The sequence below is a fragment of the Leisingera sp. ABM4_101 genome, from assembly GCF_056158725.1.
This window is the reverse complement of record NZ_JBSWTV010000002.1, coordinates 3078297-3102568: the sequence shown is the minus strand read 5'-3', so window position 1 is coordinate 3102568 and position 24272 is coordinate 3078297. Positions and strand designations below refer to the sequence as shown.

Annotated in this window: 26 protein-coding genes; 10 read left to right on the top strand and 16 right to left on the bottom strand. The window is 62.6% G+C overall.

The window, feature by feature from the left end; genetic code table 11:
• Positions 1 to 155: 155 nt before the first annotated feature.
• From ligA to ACXAEK_RS16325, 3 genes are all read left to right on the top strand, one after another.
• Positions 156 to 2399 (top strand): NAD-dependent DNA ligase LigA, encoded by a 2244-nt coding sequence (gene ligA / locus ACXAEK_RS16335; RefSeq protein WP_475043483.1) that lies wholly within the window; start codon positions 156 to 158, stop codon positions 2397 to 2399.
• Positions 2396 to 4486, top strand: a complete 2091-nt coding sequence (gene recG / locus ACXAEK_RS16330) for an ATP-dependent DNA helicase RecG (protein WP_475043482.1) — start codon at positions 2396 to 2398, stop codon at positions 4484 to 4486. The genes ligA and recG overlap by 4 nt, the downstream gene beginning before the upstream one ends.
• A gap of 148 nt (positions 4487 to 4634) precedes the next feature.
• A complete protein-coding gene (locus ACXAEK_RS16325; protein WP_475043480.1) occupies positions 4635 to 4757 on the top strand; it encodes a hypothetical protein in 123 nt (40 codons plus the stop codon).
• Between the two features lie 278 nt (positions 4758 to 5035).
• Here ACXAEK_RS16325 and ACXAEK_RS16320 read toward each other — a convergent pair whose 3' ends face one another.
• Entirely contained in the window at positions 5036 to 5488 is a 453-nt protein-coding gene (locus ACXAEK_RS16320) for an iron-sulfur cluster assembly scaffold protein (protein WP_475043479.1), read from the bottom strand.
• Positions 5489 to 5546: 58 nt separating this feature from the next.
• Between ACXAEK_RS16320 and hisI the strand changes: the two genes are divergently transcribed.
• On the top strand, positions 5547 to 5924 hold the full coding sequence (hisI, locus tag ACXAEK_RS16315; protein ID WP_475043478.1) for a phosphoribosyl-AMP cyclohydrolase: 378 nt from the start codon (positions 5547 to 5549) through the stop codon (positions 5922 to 5924).
• Between the two features lie 36 nt (positions 5925 to 5960).
• On the opposite strand, the gene gluQRS is transcribed toward hisI, so the two are convergent.
• The 4 genes from gluQRS to ACXAEK_RS16295 all read right to left on the bottom strand — a co-directional run bounded on the left by gluQRS (position 5961) and on the right by ACXAEK_RS16295 (position 9958).
• Positions 5961 to 6821, bottom strand: a complete 861-nt coding sequence (gene gluQRS, locus ACXAEK_RS16310) for a tRNA glutamyl-Q(34) synthetase GluQRS (protein WP_475043477.1) — start codon at positions 6819 to 6821, stop codon at positions 5961 to 5963.
• Positions 6818 to 7432 (bottom strand): class I SAM-dependent DNA methyltransferase, encoded by a 615-nt coding sequence (locus ACXAEK_RS16305; protein WP_475043475.1) that lies wholly within the window; start codon positions 7430 to 7432, stop codon positions 6818 to 6820. The genes gluQRS and ACXAEK_RS16305 overlap by 4 nt, the downstream gene beginning before the upstream one ends.
• A gap of 33 nt (positions 7433 to 7465) precedes the next feature.
• Positions 7466 to 8821: a methylenetetrahydrofolate--tRNA-(uracil(54)-C(5))-methyltransferase (FADH(2)-oxidizing) TrmFO gene (gene trmFO / locus ACXAEK_RS16300; protein ID WP_475043473.1), complete on the bottom strand. Its 1356-nt coding sequence runs from the start codon at positions 8819 to 8821 to the stop codon at positions 7466 to 7468.
• 351 nt (positions 8822 to 9172) lie between these two features.
• Positions 9173 to 9958 (bottom strand): enoyl-CoA hydratase, encoded by a 786-nt coding sequence (locus ACXAEK_RS16295; RefSeq protein ID WP_475043471.1) that lies wholly within the window; start codon positions 9956 to 9958, stop codon positions 9173 to 9175.
• A 58-nt stretch (positions 9959 to 10016) separates the two neighbouring features.
• Between ACXAEK_RS16295 and ACXAEK_RS16290 the strand changes: the two genes are divergently transcribed.
• Complete coding sequence (locus ACXAEK_RS16290; protein WP_475043469.1) at positions 10017 to 10439, top strand: PaaI family thioesterase; 423 nt, start codon at positions 10017 to 10019, stop codon at positions 10437 to 10439.
• A gap of 11 nt (positions 10440 to 10450) precedes the next feature.
• Here ACXAEK_RS16290 and asd read toward each other — a convergent pair whose 3' ends face one another.
• From asd to ACXAEK_RS16270, 4 genes are all read right to left on the bottom strand, one after another.
• A complete protein-coding gene (gene asd / locus ACXAEK_RS16285; RefSeq protein ID WP_475043467.1) occupies positions 10451 to 11341 on the bottom strand; it encodes an archaetidylserine decarboxylase in 891 nt (296 codons plus the stop codon).
• Positions 11342 to 11639: 298 nt separating this feature from the next.
• Positions 11640 to 12503: a polyamine aminopropyltransferase gene (gene speE, locus ACXAEK_RS16280; RefSeq protein WP_475043465.1), complete on the bottom strand. Its 864-nt coding sequence runs from the start codon at positions 12501 to 12503 to the stop codon at positions 11640 to 11642.
• Positions 12500 to 13006: an adenosylmethionine decarboxylase gene (gene speD / locus ACXAEK_RS16275; protein ID WP_475043463.1), complete on the bottom strand. Its 507-nt coding sequence runs from the start codon at positions 13004 to 13006 to the stop codon at positions 12500 to 12502. The genes speE and speD overlap by 4 nt, the downstream gene beginning before the upstream one ends.
• A 243-nt stretch (positions 13007 to 13249) precedes the next feature.
• The gene (locus ACXAEK_RS16270; protein ID WP_475043461.1) at positions 13250 to 13483 is read right to left on the bottom strand and encodes a DUF1127 domain-containing protein; all 234 of its coding nucleotides are present in this window, start codon (positions 13481 to 13483) and stop codon (positions 13250 to 13252) included.
• 97 nt (positions 13484 to 13580) lie between these two features.
• Between ACXAEK_RS16270 and ACXAEK_RS16265 the strand changes: the two genes are divergently transcribed.
• From ACXAEK_RS16265 to ACXAEK_RS16245, 5 genes are all read left to right on the top strand, one after another.
• Positions 13581 to 14984, top strand: coding sequence for an aminotransferase-like domain-containing protein (locus tag ACXAEK_RS16265; RefSeq protein WP_475043460.1), 1404 nt, complete (start codon positions 13581 to 13583; stop codon positions 14982 to 14984).
• Positions 14985 to 15150: 166 nt separating this feature from the next.
• Positions 15151 to 15609 (top strand): 50S ribosomal protein L13, encoded by a 459-nt coding sequence (gene rplM, locus ACXAEK_RS16260; RefSeq protein WP_039133077.1) that lies wholly within the window; start codon positions 15151 to 15153, stop codon positions 15607 to 15609.
• Between the two features lie 5 nt (positions 15610 to 15614).
• Complete coding sequence (gene rpsI, locus ACXAEK_RS16255) at positions 15615 to 16100, top strand: 30S ribosomal protein S9 (protein ID WP_475043458.1); 486 nt, start codon at positions 15615 to 15617, stop codon at positions 16098 to 16100.
• Positions 16101 to 16240: 140 nt separating this feature from the next.
• Entirely contained in the window at positions 16241 to 16609 is a 369-nt protein-coding gene (locus ACXAEK_RS16250) for a group I truncated hemoglobin (protein WP_475043457.1), read from the top strand.
• Positions 16606 to 17664 (top strand): adenylate/guanylate cyclase domain-containing protein, encoded by a 1059-nt coding sequence (locus tag ACXAEK_RS16245; RefSeq protein WP_475043456.1) that lies wholly within the window; start codon positions 16606 to 16608, stop codon positions 17662 to 17664. Before ACXAEK_RS16250 ends, ACXAEK_RS16245 begins: the two co-directional genes overlap by 4 nt.
• Positions 17665 to 17674: 10 nt before the next feature.
• On the opposite strand, the gene ACXAEK_RS16240 is transcribed toward ACXAEK_RS16245, so the two are convergent.
• From ACXAEK_RS16240 to ACXAEK_RS16210, 7 genes are all read right to left on the bottom strand, one after another.
• Positions 17675 to 18292 carry a TetR/AcrR family transcriptional regulator gene (locus ACXAEK_RS16240; RefSeq protein ID WP_475043454.1) on the bottom strand — a complete coding sequence of 206 codons (618 nt, stop codon included), beginning with the start codon at positions 18290 to 18292 and terminating at the stop codon, positions 17675 to 17677.
• A complete protein-coding gene (gene ppk2 / locus ACXAEK_RS16235) occupies positions 18285 to 19154 on the bottom strand; it encodes a polyphosphate kinase 2 (RefSeq protein WP_475043453.1) in 870 nt (289 codons plus the stop codon). Before ppk2 ends, ACXAEK_RS16240 begins: the two co-directional genes overlap by 8 nt.
• A gap of 61 nt (positions 19155 to 19215) precedes the next feature.
• Positions 19216 to 20169 (bottom strand): alpha/beta fold hydrolase, encoded by a 954-nt coding sequence (locus ACXAEK_RS16230; RefSeq protein WP_475045292.1) that lies wholly within the window; start codon positions 20167 to 20169, stop codon positions 19216 to 19218.
• Between the two features lie 14 nt (positions 20170 to 20183).
• On the bottom strand, positions 20184 to 21122 hold the full coding sequence (gene metA / locus ACXAEK_RS16225; RefSeq protein ID WP_475043452.1) for a homoserine O-acetyltransferase MetA: 939 nt from the start codon (positions 21120 to 21122) through the stop codon (positions 20184 to 20186).
• A 59-nt stretch (positions 21123 to 21181) separates the two neighbouring features.
• On the bottom strand, positions 21182 to 22045 hold the full coding sequence (locus tag ACXAEK_RS16220) for an ATPase (protein WP_475043450.1): 864 nt from the start codon (positions 22043 to 22045) through the stop codon (positions 21182 to 21184).
• A 56-nt stretch (positions 22046 to 22101) separates the two neighbouring features.
• Positions 22102 to 23016, bottom strand: coding sequence for a DMT family transporter (locus ACXAEK_RS16215; RefSeq protein ID WP_475043449.1), 915 nt, complete (start codon positions 23014 to 23016; stop codon positions 22102 to 22104).
• Positions 23017 to 23123: 107 nt separating this feature from the next.
• Positions 23124 to 24218 carry an OmpP1/FadL family transporter gene (locus tag ACXAEK_RS16210; RefSeq protein WP_475043448.1) on the bottom strand — a complete coding sequence of 365 codons (1095 nt, stop codon included), beginning with the start codon at positions 24216 to 24218 and terminating at the stop codon, positions 23124 to 23126.
• Positions 24219 to 24272: the final 54 nt, after the last annotated feature.

Below are 24272 nucleotides of genomic sequence, written 5' to 3'. Positions count from 1 at the left end.
CGCTTAGCCTGCGCCACCGGTTGCAAAGACCTGCCGTGGGGCGGGTCTTTTTGTTTAGGCGGCTTCCGCAAGCCCGCTGATGGATACGCTGGACGCGGCCTGCGCGGCACCTTATCACCGGAAGGGAGAACGAAGAGGGACCGCGCGTGGCAAGAATGACAGAAAAAGACGTGGCCAGCCTGACGGCAGAGGACGCAAGGGCAGAGTTTCTGAAGCTGGAGGAGCAGCTGCAGGCCGCGGACCTGGCCTATCATCAGGCGGATGCACCAGAGATCAGCGACGCGGAGTATGATTCGCTGAAACGGCGCTACCGGGCTTTGGCTGAAGCGCATCCAGACCTGGCATCTGAAGCCACCCGGCTGGAAACCGTCGGCGCGCCCGCAGCCTCGGGCTTTGGCAAGATCAGCCACGCCATCCGCATGCTGTCCCTGGGCAATGCCTTTGAAGACGAGGATGTCACGGATTTCGACCGCAGCATCCGCAAGTACCTAGGCCTTGCAGGCAGCGACAGCCTGGGGTTCACCGCAGAACCCAAGATTGACGGGCTCTCTCTGTCTTTGCGCTATGAGCAGGGCAGGCTGACCCAGGCTGCGACCCGCGGCGATGGCTCGGTTGGGGAAAATGTCACCGCAAATGCCATGACAATTGCCGATATCCCCCATCAGCTGGAAGGCGCGCCGGATGTGCTGGAAGTGCGCGGCGAAGTCTACATGAGCCACGCGGATTTTGAGGTGCTGAACGCGCGTCATGAAGAACGCGGGGGCAAGACCTTTGCCAACCCGCGCAATGCGGCGGCAGGCTCTTTGCGGCAGCTGGATGCAGAGATTACCCGCGCCCGTCCTTTGCGGTTCTTTGCTTACAGCTGGGGTGAGCTGAGCCAACCGCTGGCAAAAACGCAAATTGAAGCGATATCGCGGCTGCAGGCCCTGGGCTTTCAGACCAACCCGCTGACCCGGCTTTGCGCCACGGTGGCAGAGATGATCGCGCACTACCGCAGCATCGAGGAACAGCGGGCAACGTTGGGCTATGACATCGACGGTGTGGTCTACAAGGTCAACGACTTGGGGTTGCAAGCCCGGCTGGGGTTCCGCTCCACCACGCCCCGCTGGGCGATAGCGCATAAATTCCCGGCTGAGCTCGCCTGGACGCGGCTGGAGGCGATCGACATTCAGGTGGGCCGCACCGGTGCGCTGAGCCCGGTGGCGCGGCTTGCGCCGGTGACCGTGGGCGGGGTGGTGGTGTCCAATGCGACGCTTCACAATGAGGATTACATCCAGGGGCGCGATTCGAAGGGTGAGGAAATCCGTGACGGCAAAGACATCCGCATCGGCGACTGGGTACAGATTTACCGTGCCGGCGATGTGATTCCGAAGGTCGCGGATGTGGACCTGGCCAAGCGTCCGGATGCGGCTGAGCCTTACCAGTTTCCGCACATCTGCCCGGAATGCGGCAGCCCGGCGGAACGCGAGGAGGGCGATGCAGTGCGCCGCTGTTCCGGGGGCATCATCTGTCCGGCCCAGGCAGTGGAGAAACTGAAGCATTTCGTCTCTCGCGCGGCCTTCGACATTGAGGGGCTGGGGGCCAAGCAGGTGGAACAGTTTCACAGCGACAGCTGGATCAAGGAGCCCGCGGATATCTTTGATCTGAAAGCAAATTATGGCTCCGGTTTGCAGCAGCTGAAGAACCGCGAAGGCTGGGGCGATAAGTCTGCCGAGAACCTGTTTGCAGCGATTGAGGAAAAGCGGACCATCCCGCTGGCCAAGCTGATCTTTGCTCTGGGTATCCGGCACGCGGGTGAGGTCGCAGGCCGCGATCTGGCGCTGCACTACCGGGATTGGCAGATAATGACGGACGCTATCGACGCCGCCCGGCCGGCTGCCTTGGCGCAACGGGCCGCGGATGAGGCCGAAGAGGCGGAGCGCCAAAAAGCTGCCGCTGAGGGCCGGCGCGCGAAGATCTCGGAAACCCGGGCCGCAGCGGTGGCAGCCTGCGAGGTTCCGGCGGAGGCCTCTGCAGCCTGGGCGGACCTTATCGGCGTGGACGGGATCGGTGCGGTTCTGGGCTTGTCCCTGTCTGACGCCTTTGCCAACACAGAAGAGCGCGCAGCCTTCGACCGGCTGATCGCCAAGCTGACCATTGTGCCGCCAGATGCCCCCGCCGCGGACAGCCCGGTGGCCGGCAAGACCGTGGTTTTCACCGGAACCCTGGAGAAGATGACCCGGGCCGAAGCCAAGGCGCGGGCAGAGGCGCTGGGGGCCAAGGTCTCAGGCTCTGTCTCCAAAAAGACCGACATCCTTGTGGCGGGTCCGGGCGCTGGCTCCAAGGCCAAGAAGGCGGCGGAACTGGGCATCCGGACTATGGACGAAGACGGCTGGCTGGAGCTGATCGCAGAGGCATGAGCGGGCGTCCCGAGATCCTGTTTCCGTTGTTTGCCGGCGCCGAGACCGTGCAGGGTGTTGGCCCGAAGACGGCGCAGAACTTCAGTCAGATTGGCATAGAAACGCCGCGTGACCTGTTGTTCTCGCTGCCTTATTCTGTCGTGGACCGCCGCCGCCGCGACACCATCCGCGGGGTCGACCTGCCTGCCACGGTGACGGTGGAGGTGACCATTGGCCGCCATCGCCCGGCGCGCAACCGCGGCGGGGCCTATCGTATTCATGTGGAAGATGCAGAAACCGAGTTTCAGCTGGTCTTCTTCCACGGCCGCAGCCGGTACCTTGAGGCGCAGCTGCCCGAAGGGGCCCGCCGGGTGGTCTCGGGCAAGCTGGAACTGTTTGATGGCCTCGCGCAGATGGTGCACCCGGACCACATGCTGGCGGTGGAAGAGGCGCACGGGATCCCGGAGTTTGAGCCCGTCTACAGCCTGACCCACGGGGTCACGCAAAAGACCATGTATAAGGCGGCGCAAAGCGCGCTGTCGCGGATGCCGGAACTGGCCGAATGGATTGATCCGGCGCAGATGCTGCGGGAAAACTGGCCGGCCTGGCACGACGCGCTGCAGTCGGCCCATGCGCCGCAGGGGCCTGATGACCTCAGCCCGCAGGCGGCGGCGCGGGCGCGCCTTGCGTATGACGAGCTGTTTGCGCATCAGCTGACCTTGGCGCTGGCCCGCCAGAAAGAGCGTAAAGTCCGCGGCATCCAGAGCGCGGCCACAGGCCGGTTGCAATCCAAGGTGCTGCAGGCGCTGCCCTACCGCCCGACCAATGCGCAGGCCCGGGCGATCGAGGAAATCTCCGCGGATATGGCCTCGGACAGGCGTATGAACCGTCTGTTGCAGGGCGACGTGGGTGCTGGCAAAACACTGGTTGCTTTCATGGCCTTGCTGGTAGCAGTTGAAGCGGGCGGGCAGGGTGTAATGATGGCCCCGACCGGCATCCTGGCGCAGCAGCATATGGAAGGTCTTGCACCGCTGGCCGAAGACGCGGGCGTGGTGATCGAGATCCTGACGGGCCGCGACAAGGGCGCTGAGCGCAAGGCCAAGCTTGCGGCGCTTGCGCGCGGCGATATCCATATTCTGGTCGGCACCCATGCAGTGTTCCAGAATGACGTGGAATTCCGTGACCTGCGGCTTGCCATCGTTGATGAACAGCACCGCTTTGGTGTGCGCCAGCGGATGGAACTGGCAGAAAAGGGCAAGGGCGCCGATGTTCTGGTGATGACCGCAACGCCGATCCCGCGCTCGCTGGCGCTGGCACAATACGGCGACATGGACGTCTCGGTGCTGGATGAGAAACCGCCGGGGCGCAAGCCCGTGAAAACCGCCGTTATCAGCACGGAACGGATGCAGGAGGTGGTCGATCACCTGCGCAAGGCGATTGCCGAGGGGCGGCAGTGCTATTGGGTTTGCCCGCTGGTTGACGAATCCGAGCTGAGCGATCTGACCGCAGCGGAGGAGCGCTTCAAGCATCTGCGCGCCATTCTTGGTGATGGCACGGTTGGGCTGGTGCACGGCCAGATGCCGCCCGCCGAAAAGGACTCGGCGATGGCCGCCTTTGTCGCGGGTAAGACCAAGGTTCTGGTGGCCACCACGGTTATCGAGGTTGGGGTGAACGTGCCCAATGCCTCCATCATGGTTATCGAGCGGGCGGAGATCTTCGGCCTCGCCCAGCTTCACCAGTTGCGCGGGCGTGTGGGGCGCGGCAGTGCCGAGTCGACCTGTCTCCTGATGTATCAGCCGCCGCTGACTGAGGGCGGACGCAAGCGGCTGGAGGTGCTGCGCGAGACTGAGGACGGGTTCCGGATCTCGGAGACTGACCTGCAGATGCGCGGGGCAGGGGATATGATTGGCACCGCGCAATCCGGTCTGCCGCGATTCCAGATTGCCGATCTGGAACGCCAGGCCGGGCTGATGGCGGTGGCGCAAAGCGATGCGCGGGCGCTGCTGGCCGCTGATCCCAAACTGGAAGGCGCGCGCGGCGAGGCGGCGCGTGTTCTGCTGTGGCTGATGAAACAGGACCAGGCGATCCGTTTGATTTCAGTGGGTTAAGCTGCAGTCCCACGGCTGTTCCGTTAGGGTGTTCTTCTCCGTTCGCAAATGTTCTCAAAAAGTTCTTTACAGGTGTTCCTAAAAATGAGAACAAAGAGGCAACAAGATTGCCAGAGAGCAGCGAGACAGACTGGAGGAGGCCCGAGCCATGATTGCACAGATCAAGACCACCATGCAGAATGCCCATTCAACCCTGCTGCAGGACGCCATCGGCGCGGCCTCGCTGATGGTGATGCTGGTCGCGGCGCTGCACCTGCCGGGCCTGCTCTGACCCGCCGTCCGTTTTCCTGAATGCCTTTGCTGTGCCGGGCCGGCCCTTTCCTGTCCCGGACTGCCCCAGGGATCAACCGCCTGTCCCGATCCCCGAATGGATTGCCTCAAGATCCAGCCTGGCCTGCCCGGGTCCCGCACAGCAGAGCATGACTGCCGCCGCCATCCTGCCCGGATGTGCGGCGGTTTTTTCATGTTAAATAGGGAGTCAGGCGCTTGTTTTCCGTCCCGGCGCGGGACAGCGCACTACATTTTTTACAGCTGCGGCAGAGCCAGGCCTCAGGCGCATTGTTCCTTGGCGGCGGTCTGCATGGCTTCCAGGGTTGCTTCCAGCGCCAGCATGATCGAGGCGTGGCGGTTCTTGAACTCACGCGCGGGCTGCAGCACTTCCAGCCCGTCAAACGGCGCATCCGGCACCGGGCCGTCCTGGGTCAGCATGGCCTTCAGCTGATCGCGGGCGGTCTCGACCTCCTCCAGCGAGCGGCCGACCACATTGGCGCCGACCACCGCGGCCGACGCCTGCCCCAGTGCGCAGGCCTTCACGTCCTGGCCGAAATCCGCGATTCGCCCGTCCTCGACCTTGATGTCGATGGTCACCGCAGAGCCGCAGAGCGGCGAGCGTTTTTTGACGGTGGCGTCCGGGGCCTGCAGCCGCTCCAGATGCGGAATATCTGCCGCCAGCGCCAGAATGCGGGAGGAATAGAGCTTGATCAGATCGGAGTCGCCAGACATGTGCTTCCCGGGGTTTCCCTGTTTCACCGTTCCCCATACATAGGGAGCCAAACAGCAGATGCAAAAGGTTTTTAGCATGTCTTTCGATCCCGCCAGCCTGACGTATAACGATGCGGGCCTGATCCCGTGCATCGCGCAGGACGAAGCCTCAGGCGAGGTGCTGATGATGGCCTGGATGAATGCGGACGCGGTGGCGCGCACGCTGGAAACCGGCCGGGTCACCTATTGGTCGCGCTCGCGCCAGTCGTTCTGGATCAAGGGCGAAACCTCCGGCCATGTGCAGGAACTGGTGGACCTGCGGATCGACTGCGACCGTGACTGCCTGCTGGCGCTGGTGCGCCAGACCGGTGCGGCCTGCCACACCAACCGCCGGACCTGTTTCTATACCGCGGTGCGGGACGGGGAAGAGGTCGAGCTGATGAAGCCGATGGAATAACGGCCCTGGCGGGCCGTGCCTCCGGCGGGAGTATTTTTAACCAGAAAGAAGCGGAAGCCCGGCCATTTCGCGGATGTCTTGCGGGGTGGCGCCGTCGGCACGGTATTTGGCGATAGCGCGGGCGTCGTCGCGCTTGGCGAGGCGTCTACCCTGATCGTCGCGGATCAGGCGGTGGTGGTGGTAGACGGGCGTTGCCAGGCCCAGCAGGCTTTGCAGCAGCACGTGGATCTGGGTGGCCTCAAACAAGTCTGCGCCGCGCACCGCATGGGTGATGCCCTGGTCCGCATCATCGGTAACAACCGAGAGATGGTAGGAGCTGCCCATGTTGCGGCGCACCAGGATGATATCTCCGACTGTTGAGATGAGCCGGTCCGGGTCCAGCTGGTGCCGGCCTTCGAACTCCGGTCCGGTCTCGGTAAAGCCGGGAAGGTCAGTGGCGCGCACGGCCTTTTCCATGTTCAGCCGGATCACGTCCTGGCTGGCTGCTTCGGCCATCAGGCGGCTGCGGCAGGTGCCGGGGTAGATGCGGCCGTCGGGGCCGAATTGCGGCACCCCTTCCTGCGGTGCGCCGGCCGCAGCCTCGATATCGGCGCGGTTGCAGCAGCAGGGGTAGGTGAGGCCCATTGCGGTGAGCTGTTCCAGCGCGGCGCGGTAGCGCGTCAGCCGGTCTGACTGACGCATCACCGGCTGCGGCCAGGAGAGGCCCAGCCACTCCAGATCCTCATAGATCTGTGCTTCCCATCCGGGCCGCGCTCGGGATTGGTCGATGTCTTCGATGCGCAGCAGAAAGGTGCCGCCGTTAGCCACCGCCATGTCATGCGCCAGCATGGCGGAATAGGCGTGGCCCAGGTGCAGGGGGCCGGTTGGCGAAGGCGCAAAGCGGGTGGTGAATGTCACGCTTTCTCAATTACATAAACGGTGGACTTCAGGTTGATTCCGGGAAGGTGGTCCCCGTGTTCCCGAAATAGCAGCCGTGCCGCCGAACAGTCCAGCCATTCATTGAGCTTGCCGGTATAAGCATGGTCGGCCAAAGCGTGGTCGTTATAGGAAAAGGCGAACAATCCACCGCGCGGCAAGGCATGCATGATCGTGTCGAACACGGCAGGCGGCGCTGCACCCGTGCCCAGAACGCCGCAGCCGGTGATCAGGCGGTAGGCACCGCGCGGGATCGGCTGTTTCGCTGAGGCGGCGATCCGGGTCAGCCTGCGGTAAACGCCTTTGGTTCTGGCTTGGGACAGCATTTCCTCAGAGGGTTCCATACCGTCCACGGTTTCAAATCCCTGGAGCCGCAGCGCAAGGCCAGCCAAGCCGGTTCCGCAGCCGAAATCCAGCACGGGCTCGCTCATATCCGATTGGTATTGTGCCAATGCCTGGGCAATCCGCCCCGGTGTCGCGTAACCGTTTTCGGCAATCTCGGCGTCGTAGGAAGCGGCCCATTGGTCGTAGTGTTCAAGGGTCGCTTCCGGTGTTTCAAGGCCGTAGGCCTTGTCCAGAAACTTTTCGCTCATGGGAAAAGTTTAGGCGCGGGCAGGGCTTTCCGTCTAGGAAAAGTTTTTCAGCCACTCCTGCCAGACGTCCTTGGCGCGGTCGGTATAGGCCTTGTACCGGTCTTTGCGGCCGCGGCGGCCGCCCTTGAGACCTTCGACGGGGCGGAACAGGCCGAAGTTCACATTCATCGGCTGGAAGGTCTTGGCCTCGGCGCCGCCGGTGATGTGATGGATCAGCGCGCCCATGGCGCTGTCTTGCGGCACCTCCGGCAGCTCCCGGCCCAGGATCTCTGCCGCCGCCAGACGGCCAGCGAGCAGGCCCATGGCGGCGCTTTCCACATAGCCCTCAACCCCGGTGATCTGGCCGGCAAAGCGGATATGGGGCCGGGACTTCAGCCGCATCTGGCTGTCCAGCAGGGTGGGCGAGTTCAGGAAAGTGTTGCGGTGAATGCCGCCAAGGCGGGCAAAGCTGGCGTTCTCCAGCCCGGGGATCATCTTGAAGACTTCCGTCTGGGCGCCGTATTTCATCTTGGTCTGGAAGCCGACGATGTTGAACAGCGTCCCCAGCGCATTGTCGCGGCGTAGCTGCACCACCGCATGGGCCTTGATGTCGGGCTGGTGCGGATTGGTGAGCCCCACCGGCTTCATCGGCCCATGGCGCAGGGTTTCGCGGCCGCGTTCGGCCATCACCTCGATCGGCAGGCAGCCGTCGAAATAACCTGCGGTTTCGCCCTCGTGGAACTCGGTCTTGTCGGCGGCCAGCAGCGCGTCGATAAAGGCCTCGTACTGGTCCTTGTCCATCGGGCAGTTGAGGTAGGCGGTGCGCTCCTCCTCGGTTTCGCCCTTGTCATAGCGCGACTGCATCCAGGCCTTCGACATGTCGATCGACTCGGCGTAGACAATCGGCGCGATGGCATCAAAGAAAGCCAGCGCTTCGGCGCCGGTTTCCGCCTGGATCGCCTTGCCCAGCTCGGGCGAGGTCAGCGGGCCGGTGGCAAAGATCCAGTGGCCGTCTGCGGGCAGCTCAGTGATTTCTTCATAAGAAACAGTGACATTCGGATGCGCCTTCAGCTTGGCGGTCACCGTTTCGGCAAAGGGGTCGCGGTCCACCGCCAGGGCGCCGCCGGCGGGAAGGCGGTGCTCATCCGCTGTGGTCATGATCAGACCATTGGCGGCGCGCATTTCCCAGTGCAGCAGGCCTACGGCGTTCTGCTCGTCATCATCCGAGCGGAAGGAGTTGGAACACACCATTTCGCCCAGGTTGCCGGTCTGATGGGCAAAGGTCTCGACCTTTGGGCGCATTTCGTGGATCACCACCTTGACGCCCATGTTTGCCGCTTGCCAGGCGGCTTCGGACCCGGCCATGCCGCCGCCCACGATATGCAGTGTTTGTGCCGAATGATCTGTCATGCCCGCCACATAGGGCAGGGCGCGGGCCGGTGCAACAGATATGGGGGCAAAGGCGTGCCGCAGGGCTGCCGCAATGCCGCTGCAGTTCACGCAGTGCGGCAGCCTGACCGGGAGAGGGGGAAATTTGGGGCCGCCGCTGCGGGAATGGTACACCGGGGTGAGAGAACCGGTTGGAGGGACCCTTCCGCAGCAGCAGCCCAAATTGTGCCGGCCTGTGATTGCTCAGCGGCCGTGCCCAATCTTTGCCATCTTTCCGCCCGAATTGAAAGGCGGTTGATGCGCGTCTTGAGGAAACAATACGTTCCGATTGGTAAACAAAGACTAAAGCTTTCAAAAAATTTTCGGAAAACTTCAGTCCTGCCAATCAGGGGCGCGTTTTTCGATAAAGGCGGCCATGCCCTCGATGGTGTCGCGGTACATCAGGTTTTCGACAATCACGCCGCTGGTATAGGCGTAAGCCTGATCAATCGGCATCTGCAGCTGTTCATAGAACGCCTGCTTGCCGATCTTCACCGCGGCGCCGAGTTTGGAGGCGATGGTTTCGGCGAGCTTGGTGGTTTCTGCTTCCAGCGCCTCCAGCGGTACAGCCCGGTTGGCCAGGCCAAGGTCGACGGCGCGGGCGGCGTCGACGAACTCGCCGGTTGTGAGCAGCTCAAACGCCTGCTTGCGCGGGATGTTGCGGGACAAGGCCACCATCGGAGTGGAACAGAACAGGCCGATGTTGACTCCGTTGACGCCAAACCTGGTTCCTTCCGCCGCCACCGCCAGATCGCAGGAAGCAACCAGCTGGCAGCCTGCTGCCGTCGCGATGCCGTGCACCTGGGCGATCACCGGCTGGGGCAAGGACTGCAGCCCGGTCATCACGCTGGTGCAGCGGGCAAAGAGGTCCTGGAAATAGGCCTTGCCGCCGTCTTCTGCGGCGCGGCCAGCGGTCATCTGCTTGATGTCATGGCCTGCGCAAAAACCTTTGCCGGTGCCGGACAGGATTACCACCTTGATGCTGCTGTCTTCGCGCAAGGCATCGATCTGTTCCTGCAGTGCCGCCAGCATCTCGTCCGACAAGGCGTTCAGCTTCTCCGGCGTGTTCATTGTCAGCCGGGCGATGCCGCCTGTGTCGCAACGTTCCAGAATTGCCATCTTGCTCTCCTATCAAGGGTTGCGGCAACTCTAGGCGGGGTTAGCGGAAAGGAAAAGCATGGCGCTGGCATTTGATGCCGCAAGGCTGACGGAGTACCTGCACGAGATCTTCCCGCAGGTGCGCGAGGATTTTGCCATCGACCGGGTGGATGAACACGGGCTGCGGATGCGGCTGCTGACGGCGGAGCGGCACCTGCGGCCTGGTGGCACCGTGTCGGGCCCGTCGATGTTTGCGCTGGCCGATTGCGCGATCTATGCGCTGATCCTGTCGCGGCTGGGGCGCGAGGCGCTGGCGGTGACCACCAATTGTTCGCTCGATTTCATGCGCAAGCCGGTGGCAGGTGCCGATGTGATTGCCGAGGCGCGGCTGTTGAAACTGGGCCGGGTTCTGGCGGTGGCCGATGTGCTGATGTATTCCGTGGGCCAGGCGGAGCCGGTGGCGCGGGCCTCGATGACCTATTCGATCCCGCCCAAGCGTTAGAGCCCAGGTTTTTAAATTACGGTGGCAAAGGGCTGGCCAACCTTGACCAGGGTCTCCCGGCCCTTAGCGCTATTGGCCGCCAGATCCTCCGAGAAGCGGATCTTGCCGGGCTCGAACACCACCACCACGGTGGAGCCGCCGAACTTGAAATAGCCCTTCTCGTCCATCTTCCGCACCTCGCCGGAGGTGCGGGTGTTGACGATGGAGCCGACGCCGAAGGCGCCCACTTCGACAAAGCAGTAGGTGCCGAAGGTTTCGGTCTCGACCAGCGTCCAGGTCCGTTTGTTCTCGCCGAACACATCCGGGCCCGCTCCCAGCGCGATCGGGTTCACCGAATGCAATGCGCCGGAAATGTCCTGCGACGCTGTAATCCGGCCCGCGGCAGGAAAGTGGTAGCGGTGGTAATCGGCCGGGCACAGCCGCACGATGGCAAGGGCGCCGCCGATGAATCGCTCGGCAATGCCGGGCAGCATGGTGTTCACCGACATCGGGCAGCCCTTGACCGGGACAAAGACGTCCTCAGCCAGTTCCGGGAACACCAGCACCCTGCCATCGGCGGGCGAGACAATGTCCTGCGGATCTTCGCTGTAGGGGCGGGCTTCGGGCTTCAGGCTGCGCACAAAGAAGTCGTTGAAACAGCCATAGCTCTCCGCCGGCGCGGTGGCCTCCTCCATGTCGATGGACAGTTCGTCAATCACGGCGGAAATCTTGCCCTTGGAGAACCGCGAGTCGAACCAGGCGCCCATGCACCGGCTGACCAGAGCGGAGCGGAACAGCAGCTTTTCCACCGGCTTTGCGCTGGCGTTCTGATAGGCCCAGCGGATCCATTTTTCGCCCAGCACCACCTCTTCAAAGGTCTCGCCGGTCTCGCGGTCAACAACAAGGATCGGGTTGCGCTGCATGGGGCCTGCCGGGTTTGGTTTCGCTCCCGCCGCGCCTAGCAAGATGCGGCGCCCGGGCCAAGGGGGAATTGAGGCGCGATGCTCCGCATGCCGGAAGGGGGAGGGGCGCTGCCCCTCTTGGCCTTCGGCCAATTCACCCCGGAGGTATTTGAGACCAGAAAGAAGCAGGGGCCGGGCGTCGCCTGACGGTGGAGGAACTTTGCAGAAGGCGGCCTGTGCGGGTGATGGCCGGGCCACAAGCGTAAAAGAGGCCGCGTAAATGAAAAAGGGGGCCGCGGCCCCCTCAATCGGATGTTCCTTACGGGAACAGCTTTTTCACGTAGTTCGGCAAGGCAAAGGCCGCCTTGTGGATCTCCGGGTTGTAATAGCCGGTCTCGATCCCTGCGGCGGCAAAGCGTGCCTGGACATCGGCAAGATCGACGTTGCGGGCCTTGTCCGAGTGGCTGCCCCAGCCAAAGGCCATCGGCCCGCCGGCATAGGTCGGCACCGAAGCCAGATAGCAGGAGGCGTCCGTAAACAGCGCCTGGAACGCGCGCAGGGTGCCGGTCAGCTCATCGCCCTGCATGAAGGGCACGCCGTTTTGCGTCACGATGATGCCGTCCTCGGTCAGCGACCGCGCCGCGTGGCCATAGAAAGTGTCGGTGAACAGCACTTCGCCGGGGCCGATCGGGTCGGTCGAATCGACGATGATCACGTCGAACTTTTCGGTGTTCTCTTTCATGAAGAGCGCACCGTCGTTGATCACCAGGTTGAGGCGCGGATCGTCAAAGGCGCCGTCGCTCAGCATCGGCAGATACTCTTTCGAGAAATCCACCACGCCTGCGTCGATCTCCACCATGGTGACATGCTCGACCGAGGTGTGGCGCAGCGCCTCGCGGGCCATGCCGCCGTCGCCGCCGCCGATGATCAGCACGCGTTTTGCATTGCCATGCGCCAGGATCGGCACATGAGTCAGCATCTCGTGGTAGATGAAGTTGTCGCCTTCGGTGGTCTGCACCACGTCGTCCAGTGTCAGAATGCGGCCGAACTGGCCGTTCTGGAACACTTTCAGGCGCTGATGCTCGGTGTTGCTGTCATAGAGCATCTCATCCACGCGCAGGCGCTGCGCATAATGCGCGTGCAGGCTCTCGGTCACCCATTCCTGTTTCGTGGCATCGCTCATGCCGCAACCTCTTTGGCGATCAGCTCTTCGCCGCGCAGCAGTTCGCGGACTTCCACCATATCGGTGTTGAACGCCTCTTTCAGCACGCCGACAGCTTTCCACGGCTCTGCGTCGCCGCACATGAAGACGTCAAAGGCGCCATAGCCGATTTCCGGCCAGGTGTGGACCGAGATGTGGCTTTCCGCCAGCACCGCCACGCCAGAGACGCCTTGGGGCGAGAACTTGTGGGTGTGGATGTGCAGCAGGGTGGCGCCGCAGACCTCGACACATTTGCGGAAGGCGTTCTGGATGCGCTCTTCGCAGTCCAGGCCGGTGCCCTTCATCACCTCGATGATTAGATGGGTGCCGGCGAACACCTTGCCATCCTTGCGGATGAAATGGTCTTCGCGGTCGGAATCAGCAACAGCATCGAGATTCGCAGCAGTTACACCGCGGGCGGTATCTTCCTCATGGGCGCCTGTCTCCAGACCGATCCCCAGTTGGAAGAGGTTGGCGTCTTTCATGACACTCCCCTTCGTTCCAGTAGATGACAATCCAGCCGGCCCTTAGCGCCCCCCCGGATAAAGTCCGGGGTTGGGATCGGTACCGAAAGTGAGGGGCATGTAGGACCCATGAAAGATTCGATCAACCTTTAATTTCTGCATAGCAGGTAACACCCAGCCGGGTGCGTCCTGCGGGCCAGGGCGGCGCTTAAAAAAAGGGCCGGGGCGAACCCCGGCCGTCAGGTTGTTCTTTTGCCCAGGGGATCATGGGCGCCAGAACGGAAGAGTGGCTTCATAATGGGCGTCCTGCCTGCTCAGCCCGATGTCCTTCAGCTGCGCATCGCTAAGATGTTTCAGATGGGTTCGCGTGCGGTGGCGCAGGCTCCACTTGGTTACCAGAACGGCAAAGGCAACGGCCCACTGCGCCAGCACCGGCAGGGCCGGGCGGCTGTTCAGAAAGGACATGTTCGATTGTGCCATATGTGCGTGCTGTACCATGGGAGGCTTCCTTAGATTTTGTGTTGATACAATCCTGTTGATTTGTCGTGTTGTTTTGATACAAAGGGGGTGATCAATTGTCCAAGGATGGATTGTAATGGGTACAATTTGGCCGCAAAGTCTGGGTGAGGCAAAAGGTCCCAAGTATAAAAAAGTAGCAGATACAATCCGGTCTGCTGTCGAAACGGGCAGTTTGAAAATTGGTACAAAGCTGCCGCCGGTGCGGGACCTCGCGTATCAGTTGAGCATTACACCCGGCACAGTCGCCCGCGCCTACAGCATCCTGACCGATGAGGGCGTGCTGGAGGCCGAGGTCGGGCGCGGCACCTTTGTAGCCGAAAAGAAAAAGCCGGTGCCCGATGACGTATGGTCGCGGGAGCTGCATCTGCTGGAGGCGCGCGATCCCGGCCACGTCAGCCTGTTCAGCCCGCGGATTGCCGATATGGGGCAGGTGGCTGCGGTGCGCGAAGCCCTGCACAAGGTGGCTGAGAGCGAGGCGCGCAAATTCCTGAACTACCCGACCCGCGATGCTTATCTGCCGGTGCGCCGGGCCGCTGCTGCCTGGGTGGCGCAATCGCCGGTAGGTGCCGTGACAGAGAGTGACATTGTCCTGACCCACGGCGGACAGAACGGTTTGATGGTGGTGCTTCAGGCCATCCTGGAGGGGCCTCAGCCGGTGATCATGGTCGAGGATCTGACCTACGCCGGATTCCGCCGCGCGGCAGAGCTGCTCAGGGCGCAGGTGGTCGAGGTCGCCATGGACGAACAGGGCATCCGCCCGGATTCAATGGAACTGGCGATCCGCAAAAGCGGCGCCACTGTCCTGTGCACCAGCCCTGAGGTGCATAACCCAACCGGGCTTTTCACGCCGCTGGAACGGCGCAAGGAGATTGTGCGGATCGCCCGCCGCCACGGGGTGCAGATCGTCGAGGACGACTGCTACCGCCTGGGGGAGGCGCGGGCGCCCAGCTACCGCGCCCTGGCGCCGGAGCTGGCCTGGCATGTGTCTTCGATTTCCAAGATTCTGACCCCTGCGCTGCGGGTGGGGTTTGCCCTGGCGCCTGAGGGGCGGGCCGCGGACCTGCGCCGGGTTGCGGAATACGGCTATTTTGGCCTGGCGCAGCCGCTGGCGGAACTGGTGCGGATTCTGCTTACCGATCCCCGGCTGCCGGGGCTTGTAAAAGACGTGCGCGGGGAGATGGCCCGCTACGTGCGGGTGGCGGTCAATGCGCTTGGCGGGTTCGAGCTGACCTGGAACCCTGAGGTGCCTTTCCTTTGGCTGAAACTGCCGTCCGGCTGGCGCGCGGCCGCTTTTACCCGTGCCGCTGAGGCCAATGGGGTGCAGATCCGGTCCGCGGACGAATTCGCCCTGCGCGATGGGCGTGCGCCCCACGCGGTGCGCATCGCCATCAACGCGCATGTGCCGCTGAAGCAGTTTGAGGAAGCAATGCTGCGCCTGCGTGCGCTGTTGGACAACCCGCCAGAGCAGATCAGCGTGTAGTGTGATGGGGTATTATTATACCTATTTTTTAACCCATTGATTTGAAACGGTTTAATGTTGTTTGCCGGTGTTGACTGAAGCTTGGGTTGCCCGTAAACCCCCTCCATCGCATTCAGGCGTTTCCCGTCAGGGATTCTGCCTTCACGACAAACAGGATTGACCTGCCATGAAAACCTTCTCTGCTACTCCGGCAGACATCGAGAAGAAGTGGATCCTGATCGACGCCGAGGGCGTTGTTCTGGGCCGTCTTGCCTCGATCGTTGCCATGCGCCTGCGTGGCAAGCACAAAGCGTCCTTCACTCCGCATATGGACATGGGCGACAACGTCATCATCATCAACGCCGACAAGGTGCAGATGACCGGCAAGAAGCGCGACGAGCACTTCTACTGGCACACCGGCCACCCGGGCGGCATCAAGTCGCGCACCAAGCAGGAGATCCTGGAAGGTGCACACCCGGAGCGCGTTGTGACCCAAGCCGTCAAGCGCATGCTGCCGGGCAACCGCCTGTCGCGTCAGCAGATGACCAACCTGCGCGTTTATGCCGGTGCCGAGCACCCGCATGAAGCCCAGGCCCCTGAAGTTCTGGACGTCAAGTCCATGAACAAGAAAAACACCCGGAGCTGATACCGATGGCTGATCAGATCAACACTCTTGAAGAGCTCGCAGCTGCAACCGGTGTGGAAGCAGCGGCTGAGGAAACCATAGCGCGTGAGCCGGTTCGTGACGAACTGGGCCGCTCCTATGCCACCGGCAAGCGTAAAGACGCTGTTGCCCGCGTCTGGATCAAGCCGGGCTCCGGCAAGGTCGAGGTGAACGGCAAGGAAATCAACAAGTACTTCGCCCGTCCGGTGCTGCAGATGATCCTGCGCCAGCCGTTCCAGGTTGCCGGCGTCGAAGGCGAGTTCGACGTCTATGCCACCGTCAAAGGCGGCGGCCTGTCCGGTCAGGCCGGTGCGGTCAAGCACGGCATCTCCAAAGCCCTGCAGCTTTATGATCCCGCCCTGCGCGGCGCGCTGAAAGCCGCAGGCTTCCTGACCCGCGACAGCCGCGTTGTGGAACGTAAGAAATACGGTAAGGCCAAAGCCCGCCGTTCGTTCCAGTTCTCCAAGCGTTAAGCTTCGGAAACAGAGCTTTGGAAAGGCCGCCCAATGGGCGGCCTTTTCTGTTTGCTGGCTAAGGCAAACACCGCACCGTTAACTTTTCCGCAAAATTATCGTAACATGGGCGGCACTGTACCCGATAGGGGACTGCTGACATGCCGCAAACGATCTATGAAAAATACGGCGGGTTCAGCGCCATCAGCCGCGTGGTGATGACCTTTTACGAGATGGCGCTCGATTCCGATCAGATCGGCGATTACTTCGCCGATGTGGATATGGCCCGTCTGATCGACCACCAGACCAAATTCATTTCCTCGCTGCTGGGCGGGCCTGCGTCCTTCAGCGATGAGCGGCTGGAGGCGGTGCACCGGGCGCTTGGCATCACTCACGAGGATTTCGATGAAATGGGCGCGCTGCTGAAAGAGGCGCTGGAACAGCATGGGCTGTCTGAGCCGGACATCCGCACCACGCTCAGCGCTATCGAAGGCAAACGCAGCATCATCGTCACCCGGGATGCGGCATGAGCATTGCCGCCATCAACGAACAGCTGCTGCGGGCGATTGGCGTGGGGGTGGCGGTTGTGCGGGCCTCGGACCTTGGGTTTGTCTTTCACAACCAGCCCTTTGCGGAATGGTTCGGCACGCCCGGCCCGGATGCTGCACTGACCGATGCCATTGAGGGCTTGCAGCCTGAGGATCTTGGGCCGCTCTGCGATGAAGGGCTGCGCTATTCCGCTGAGCTGAAGATCAAGCGCAAGCGCCGCACGCTGGTCTTTGCCATCAACATCTCGCAGGCCAGCCATCTGGACGAGGCGCTTCTGGTGGTGGAATGCCAGAACATCACCCGCATCCGCGAGCTGGAAAGCATGATCGACAGCTACTCCGCCATGGTGGAGCGCAACACCCGCGAGCTGGAGCGCGAGAAGGAGCGGGTAGAGCGGCTGCTGCTGAACCTGATGCCGCGCACGGTCTATGAGGAATTCAAGACCTTCGGCGTGGTCACTCCGCAGCTATACCCCAAGGTGTCGGTGGTGATGCTGGATTTCGTGAATTTCACTGATTTCGCCTCCCGCACCGATCCTACTGTCACCCTGGGGGAGCTGAACGACATCTTCACCGCCTTCGACCGCATCGTCGAGCAATACGGCTGCGAGCGGATCAAGACCATTGGCGACGCCTACCTTGCGGTCGCGGGGATGCCTGAGCCAACGCCGGACCACGCCACCGCGGTGGCCCATTGCGCCACCCGCTTTCTGCGCTACCTGGAGCGGCGCAACCAAAGCCATCAGCACAAATGGGAGGCGCGGATCGGTCTGGGCACCGGGTCGGCTGTCGGCTCGGTGGTGGGGATCCAAAAGTACGTCTATGACGTCTTTGGCCCTGCGGTGAACCTGGCCTCCCGGCTGCAAGTTTTTGCCAGACCGATGAAAATCGTGGCGCCGGAGGAAATGAAAGACGCGCTGTCCGAAGAATTCCGCGTCACCGACATCGGCCTGGAAGACATCAAGGGCATCGGTGAGGTGTTCCTGGTCAATGTCGGCGACGAGCTCAGCACGCCGCAGCCGGCCAGCCGCTTTTAGGCGTACGGGGTCAGCTGTCCGGGGCAATCAGCCCCAGCCCGCGCAAATAGATGCCGATGCCGCTCTCCAGCAGATCCTCCGGCGGAAAGGGGGAGGCCGCACCGGGGGAATTGCGCGCATAAAGCTCGACCACGCCGTGGCTCATCGCCAGCACATGGGCTGAGAACATCGAGGCGGGCGGCCGTTTCTCCGCCGGGATATGCTGGCTGAGATCGGCCGCTGCGCGTTCCAGAATGGCGCGTGCGCGCGCGGCTGCATCGGCCAGTTCCGGTGTCCGGTTCACCGAAATTCCGCTTTCGAACATCGCGATGTAATGGCCCGGATGCTTGCGCGCAAAGGCCAGATAGGCACGGCCCGTGGCCTCAAACGCCGCCAGCGCCGAGGGCTGATACTTGTCATAGGCGTGCTGCATCAGGTCGGCAAACATCACATAGCCCTGGCGCCCGGCCTCCGCGATCAGGTCCTCGCGGCCCTTGAAGTGGCGGTAAACTGCGGCGGGTGTAACGCCTGCCTGCTTGGCCGCCTCCGACAGGGTAAAGCCGGTCGGGCCCTTGGCCTCGATCAGGTGCAGGGCGGCCTCGACCAGCGCCTGGCGCAGGTTGCCGTGATGATAACCGCGTTTAGGCATTCCAGATGTCCGGGCCTCCGCAAATTTCCGGATCCAGGGCGCCAATCGCCCCGACGTCCTTGTTGTCATACTCCACGGCGCTCAGCGCCCTGCGGATCGCCATCAGCCGGGCCCGTCTTTTGTCATCTGAGCGGATGATGGTCCAGGGGGCCTCTGCGCAATGGCTGCGCTCAAGGGTTTCGGAAATGGCGGCGGTGTACTGGTCCCATTTCTCTAGTCCTTTTACATCAATCCCGCTCAGCTTCCATTGCTTCAGCGGATCGGATTCACGGGCCAGAAACCGGCGCAGCTGCTCGGCCCGGCCGACGTTGAGCCAGAACTTGAACAGCTGCACGCCGTCCTCCACCAGCGCCTGTTCAAACCCCTGAACCTGATGAAAGAACCGCTCCCGCTGCGCATCGGTGCAGAAGCCGAACACCTTTTCCACCACACCGCGGTTGTACCAGCTGCGGTCGAAGAACACGATCTCACCGCCCGACGGCAGCTGCTGGACGTAGCGCTGGAAATACCATTGGCTTTGCTCCGCCTCGGTCGGCTTGGACAGCGCCACAATCCGGGCGCCGCGCGGGTTCAGATTCTCGCGGAACCGCTTGATGGTGCCGCCCTTGCCGGCCGCGTCGCGGCCTTCAAAGACGATGGCAATGCGGGCGCCGCTGGATTTCACCCAGGCCTGCAGCTTGACCAGTTCGATCTGCAGCGCTTCCAGCTCTTTCTCGTATTTCTTGCGCGCCATGCGTTTGCGGTGCGGATAGCTGGGGGAGAGGATTTCATCCTTGTCCGCACCTTTGATGGCCTTGCGGACTTCCTCCGGCGCGCCGGTTTCGAAAAACCGGCTGATGGCCCCGTCAAATGGCAGCGTCATAAGCAAAACCCTTCTGTCCTCAATCCCTTATATGGGAAGAGAGTATGGAATGTGAATCACCTTAACGCAAATTTGCGCGGGCTGCGGCGCGGCGGGTTGCGGCGGCCACATCTTCGGTGGCGGCGTGATGCGGCATATGCCCGATGCCGTCAAGCAGGGTGAGACGGGCGGTTGCCACATCACGGGCCAGCTGCCGGGCATGGATGTCCGGGCTTACGGTGTCGTCGGCGGTGCCGTGAATGATCTCCACCGGCACGGCGATGCTGCGGTAGAGCGGCGCCAGGGCCATTACCTCTGCCAGCAGATTGGCGCGCTGCCGGGCATTGGCCCGCAGCGAGCTGCGTCTCAGCGCCAGGCTGGCACCGAAATGCGCGGCATAGCCCTCCGGCACCTGCTGAGGGGCAAATACAGCCTCCAGCGTCTCTGCCACGGTGCGGGGCGGCACAAATGCAGTGAGGGCCGGGACGGCGGCCGCGCTTCCCGCCCAGGAAGAGGTCACCCGGTAGAGCAAGTCCAAAGGGGTGTCCCACGGATGTGAGACCCCGGCCACCTGTACCAGCGAAGACAGCCCCTCAGGGTGGTCAACAGCCCAGGCCAGCGCCACAGCGCCGCCATAGCTGTGCCCCAGCACAACGGGCCTGTCCGCTCCCATCTGCGCAGCGGCCTGGCGCAGCAGCGCGGCCTGCTGGCGAATGGTGGCCCCGGTCCGGTTGATGCGGCCTGAATAGCCCAGGCCGGGACGGTCGAAGATCAGGATGCGGAACTCATCCGCCAGCGCCGGCGCCAGCCGGAAGGTCATGTCGCGCGTGCTGCCATTGGAGCCGTAAATCAGCACAAGATCCGGCGCGCTGCCCCGCGGCTGGCCCATCTCGACCACATGCAGCCGATGGCCGCCAACCTCAAGAAACTTTCCTAGCGGCGGATAGGCAGCCTCGGCCCGCGCTTCGTTGACGGCCGCCTTCCATTGGGTGCCGCCCCAGGCCAGGGCGGCCAGCAAGAGCAGGGAAGCGCTTATTGCCACGGCTTTTCTCAGGCGCGCAGGTCCGTCATCTCGACGCCGATCCGGTTGATGTCATACGGCGTGGTTTCATAAATCTCGCTGATCCAGTTCGTGTACAGAAGATGCGCATGGCTGCGCCAGCGGTTCAGCGGCGGGCGGCTGGGATCATCGTTCGGGTAATAGTTGCCCGGCACGTTGATCGGGGTGCCATTGGCCACGTCGCGGTCGTATTCCTGCTTCAGCGTATCGTTGTCATACTCGAAGTGGTTGAAGATATAGAGCGCCCGGTGGCCGGGATCCTCAACCAGGCAGGGGCCGACCTCGTCGCTGCCCAGAAGCGTCGTCAGCCCCGGTGCAGCGTCGATTTCTTCCTGCTTCATCTCGGTCCAGCGACTGACCGGAATCACGAAATCATCCGAGAACCCGCGCAGATAGGGCGAGGCCGGCGCCAGGTTCTGGTGCCGGAAGCAGCCGAACGCCTTGTGGTCCAGCATGTGCTTCTTGACGCCATGGAAATGGTTGATCATCGCCATGCCGCCCCAGCAGACACCAAAGGTGGAATGCACGTTGGTCTGGGTCCAGTCCATCACCTCGCGCAGCTCCTCCCAATAGGTCACATCGGTGAACTCAAGATGCTCGATCGGCGCGCCGGTGATGATCAGCCCGTCGAACTTCTCGTGCTTCACCTCCTGGAAGGGGCGGTAGAATTCGGCCATATGCGCGGCGGCGGTGTTCTTGGTGCGGTGCTCGCTCATCCGGATCAGGTTCAGGTCGATCTGCAGCGGCGTGGCGCCGATCAGCCGGGCAAACTGGTTCTCGGTCTGGATCTTCTTGGGCATCAGATTGAGCAGCCCGATGCGGATCGGCCGGATATCCTGACGGGCCGCCTGATCCGGCGACATGACCATCACGCCTTCGTTCTTCAGAACGTCATAGGCGGGAAGGTCTGCGGGGATCTTGATGGGCATGTCAGTGTCCTGATTTGCGGAAAGTTGTGCGTTATGGCGGAAGCAGTCAGATAAGCCGGTTAGCTGCGCGCCTCAAGGGCTGTTGCGATCAAATCTATGAAACCGGCCTCATCCTTGACGGCTGAAATCTGGTCGGCGGTGACGGTGACGCCCCAATTGTCCGCCATCATCTGATAGCGCGGCTGGCGGTGCGCCAGCGCCTGGGCATAGGTCCAGCGGATAAAGGCATCAGGGTCCACATCGCTCTCGGATATCTTGTTTTCCTTGAGATACTCTTGCCAGACCCGGTCCAGGAACTCGGGCTGATAGGACATCGGCTTGGGGGCACGGTCGAACCGGCGCACCAGCTCCTCGGTGTGGGCCTCGCTGCCTTTGATCCAGACCATCAGCGTGTGCTTGCTGAGTTCCGACAGGATCTGGTCATTGGGATCGTTCGCATCGACCCATTCGCAGATCGACCCGCCGGTGTCGCAGATGAAATTGGGATAGCCATACAGCTGCTGCGCACGGCCCTCGAAATACTCGGTATCCAGCAGGGCGCGGATCTCGGCCACCCGGAACTGCTCCTGCCGGCGCTTGTATTCCGCGATCGGCAGCCCGCCCTTGGCCTCGTCGCCCGGCTTGCCCAGATAGGAGGCCACCGGGGTCAGGTTCTCGAACGTGATGTTGGAGCCGATGTAGATCGAATCCGTCAGCAGCAGCTCGCGCAGGAACGGCACCTTCATCGCCTCGGCCTTGGCGTTATCGGCGATGTATTCGCCCATGTAGCGGGTGCCGATGCGGTAATCGATCGAGTAGTGGAACCAGCTGCCCGCGCCGCGCAGGATATTGCTGACATAGGTTTTGCCAAGCCCGGACATGCCAAAGAACAGCACCCGTTTGCTGGGCGCATCGCGCCAGTCCTGAGCGGAAGAATAAAGCATTGGCGTTCCAAGTCCCTGTAGAGTTCACGCCTTGCTAATCGCCCGCGCGGGCTGGGTCAATTCCGTGCGCGCTTGGGCCGCAAGTTGGGCTTGCCGTTCAAAACCGCCAGCCCGGCGGCCAACAGGGCAAAGCCCGCATAGGCCTGCGGCCGCAAGGCTTCACCCAGCACCCAGGCCCCCAGCAGAATCGCCACCGGCGGGATGATCAGCGTGACCAGCATCAGATTGCCGCTGCCCGCCAGCGCCAGCACACGGTAATAGAGCAGATAAGCCCCCGCAGTGGCGATCAGCGAGAAATAGGCGATGGAGACCCAGGTGCTGGTTTCCAGGGCAAAGGAGACCGGCCCGTCGATCAGCAGCGCGGCTGGCAGCAGGCAAACCGCCGACCCCGTCAGCATCCCCGCCGCCGCCACCTGCGGCGCCAGGCCGGACAGCCTCAGCCGCGCCCAGGCGCTGGCCAGGGCATAAGACACCGTGCCCGCAAGAACCGCCAGCTGCGCCGTGCTGCGGATGTCGAAATTGGCAAATTGCTCCAGCCCGATGGCAGTGGCGACGCCCAGGAAGCCCAGGCCAACCCCCAGCGCCTTGCGTGCCGTCAGCCTCTCGTCGGCAAAGATCAGGGCTGCCACGACAACGCCGAAAATCGCGGTGGCCGCGTTCAGGATCGAGGTGAGACCGGTCTCGATGTAAAGCTGCCCCCAGGCCATCAGGCCGAACGGGATCACGTTGTTCAGCAGCCCCATCACCAGGAAGGCACCCCATATGCGCGGCTCTTTTGGCACCGGCAGCCGCATCATCCAGACCACTGCCCACAGAAGCAGCGCCGCCCAGCCGCAGCGGTGCAGAACCAGGGTGGCAACGGGAATTTCATCCAGGGCGATGCGGATCGACAGAAACGATCCGCCCCAGATCACGCCGAGCAGGATCAGCTCGGCCCAGGCGCGGGGGGATATGGTCTTTTGCGGGCTCATGCGCCTCAGCTAGCGCGGCCCCTGCAGGCAAGCGACCCGTTTCTTGCGGCAAAAGAAAACCCCGCCCTGAAACAGGGCGGGGCAGCAGAGGCGAAGGTCAGGCCGCCTTAGTAGTGATAGCCAACCTTGAAGCCGACCCCGACCGATGTGTTGTCCCCGAACTGCGAGGTGGCAAACGGCGCGCGGCTCACAACGGTTTGCGCACTGCCGACACGGGTGATGTTCACACCGCCCGACACGCTCATGTTGCCCTGCTTGTATTTGGCGCCGATGGTCAGGCCCAGACGCCCGTCCTGCGGGCTGAGGTTGGATTGGAAGCCGCCCAGGGTTTCCTCGTAGCTGACAGAAACCGAGCCGGACCAGTTCTCATTGAACTTACGGCCGACACCCAGGGTATAGGTGTAACGGTCGTCCGCAAAGGACACCAGCGGGGCGCCGATCAGGGTGCCGGTGTAAAAGGTCGGAGAGATGTTGAACTTGGACCATTCGACCCAGCGCACGCCGCCGAACAGCAGGGTGTCTTTGGCGATACCGGTCTGGAAATCAAGGTTCACCGCCTGCGGCGTGTTGATCGCAGTGGTCGAGGACAGGCCCGCAGGCAGGCCGCCACCGGTTTCCACTGTGCTGACATCGTGGTCGATCTCAGAGAAATAGGTCAGCGCAATCCGCAGGGCGATGTCGGGGCGTTCATAGGCGACGCCCACCAGGTAGCCAAAGCTCTCGTCCCGGTCGCCGGTTGCGGCATAGTTGCCGAACACAGGGATGGAGACCTCGGCCTCCATCGTCTGCAGCCGGACGCCGCCGTGGACGCTGAAATTCTCATTGAACTTATAGCGCAGCACACCGGTGATGGCATTCGAGTTGAGTTCTGCCGTCGCCCCCTGGAACACATAACCGGTGCCCGCCGGATATTCGACATCAGCACCAAAGGGCTGGTCAAAGATCAGTGCGAAACTCAGCCGGTCATTGATGTCGCGCTTATAGGCCGCGCCCAGTTGCAGATGCGAGCCAACCATGTCGCCCGAGCCCACGCCAAGCGCCGTTCCCGACACGTCCGGGCTCACATGGCCAAAGGAAAACTCCGCATAGCTGCCTTCTTCGAACAGCGCCCCAAGGGTCTGGCCGGAGCGGTCAACACCGCCTGCCATGGCAACACCGGGCAGCAGCGCCAGCGCCAGCGGCGCAGCGTGTATCTTTTTCATATGTTCCTCCCTGTACGAAAGCCTTTCCGGCTTCTTGTCACAGAACCGTAACCA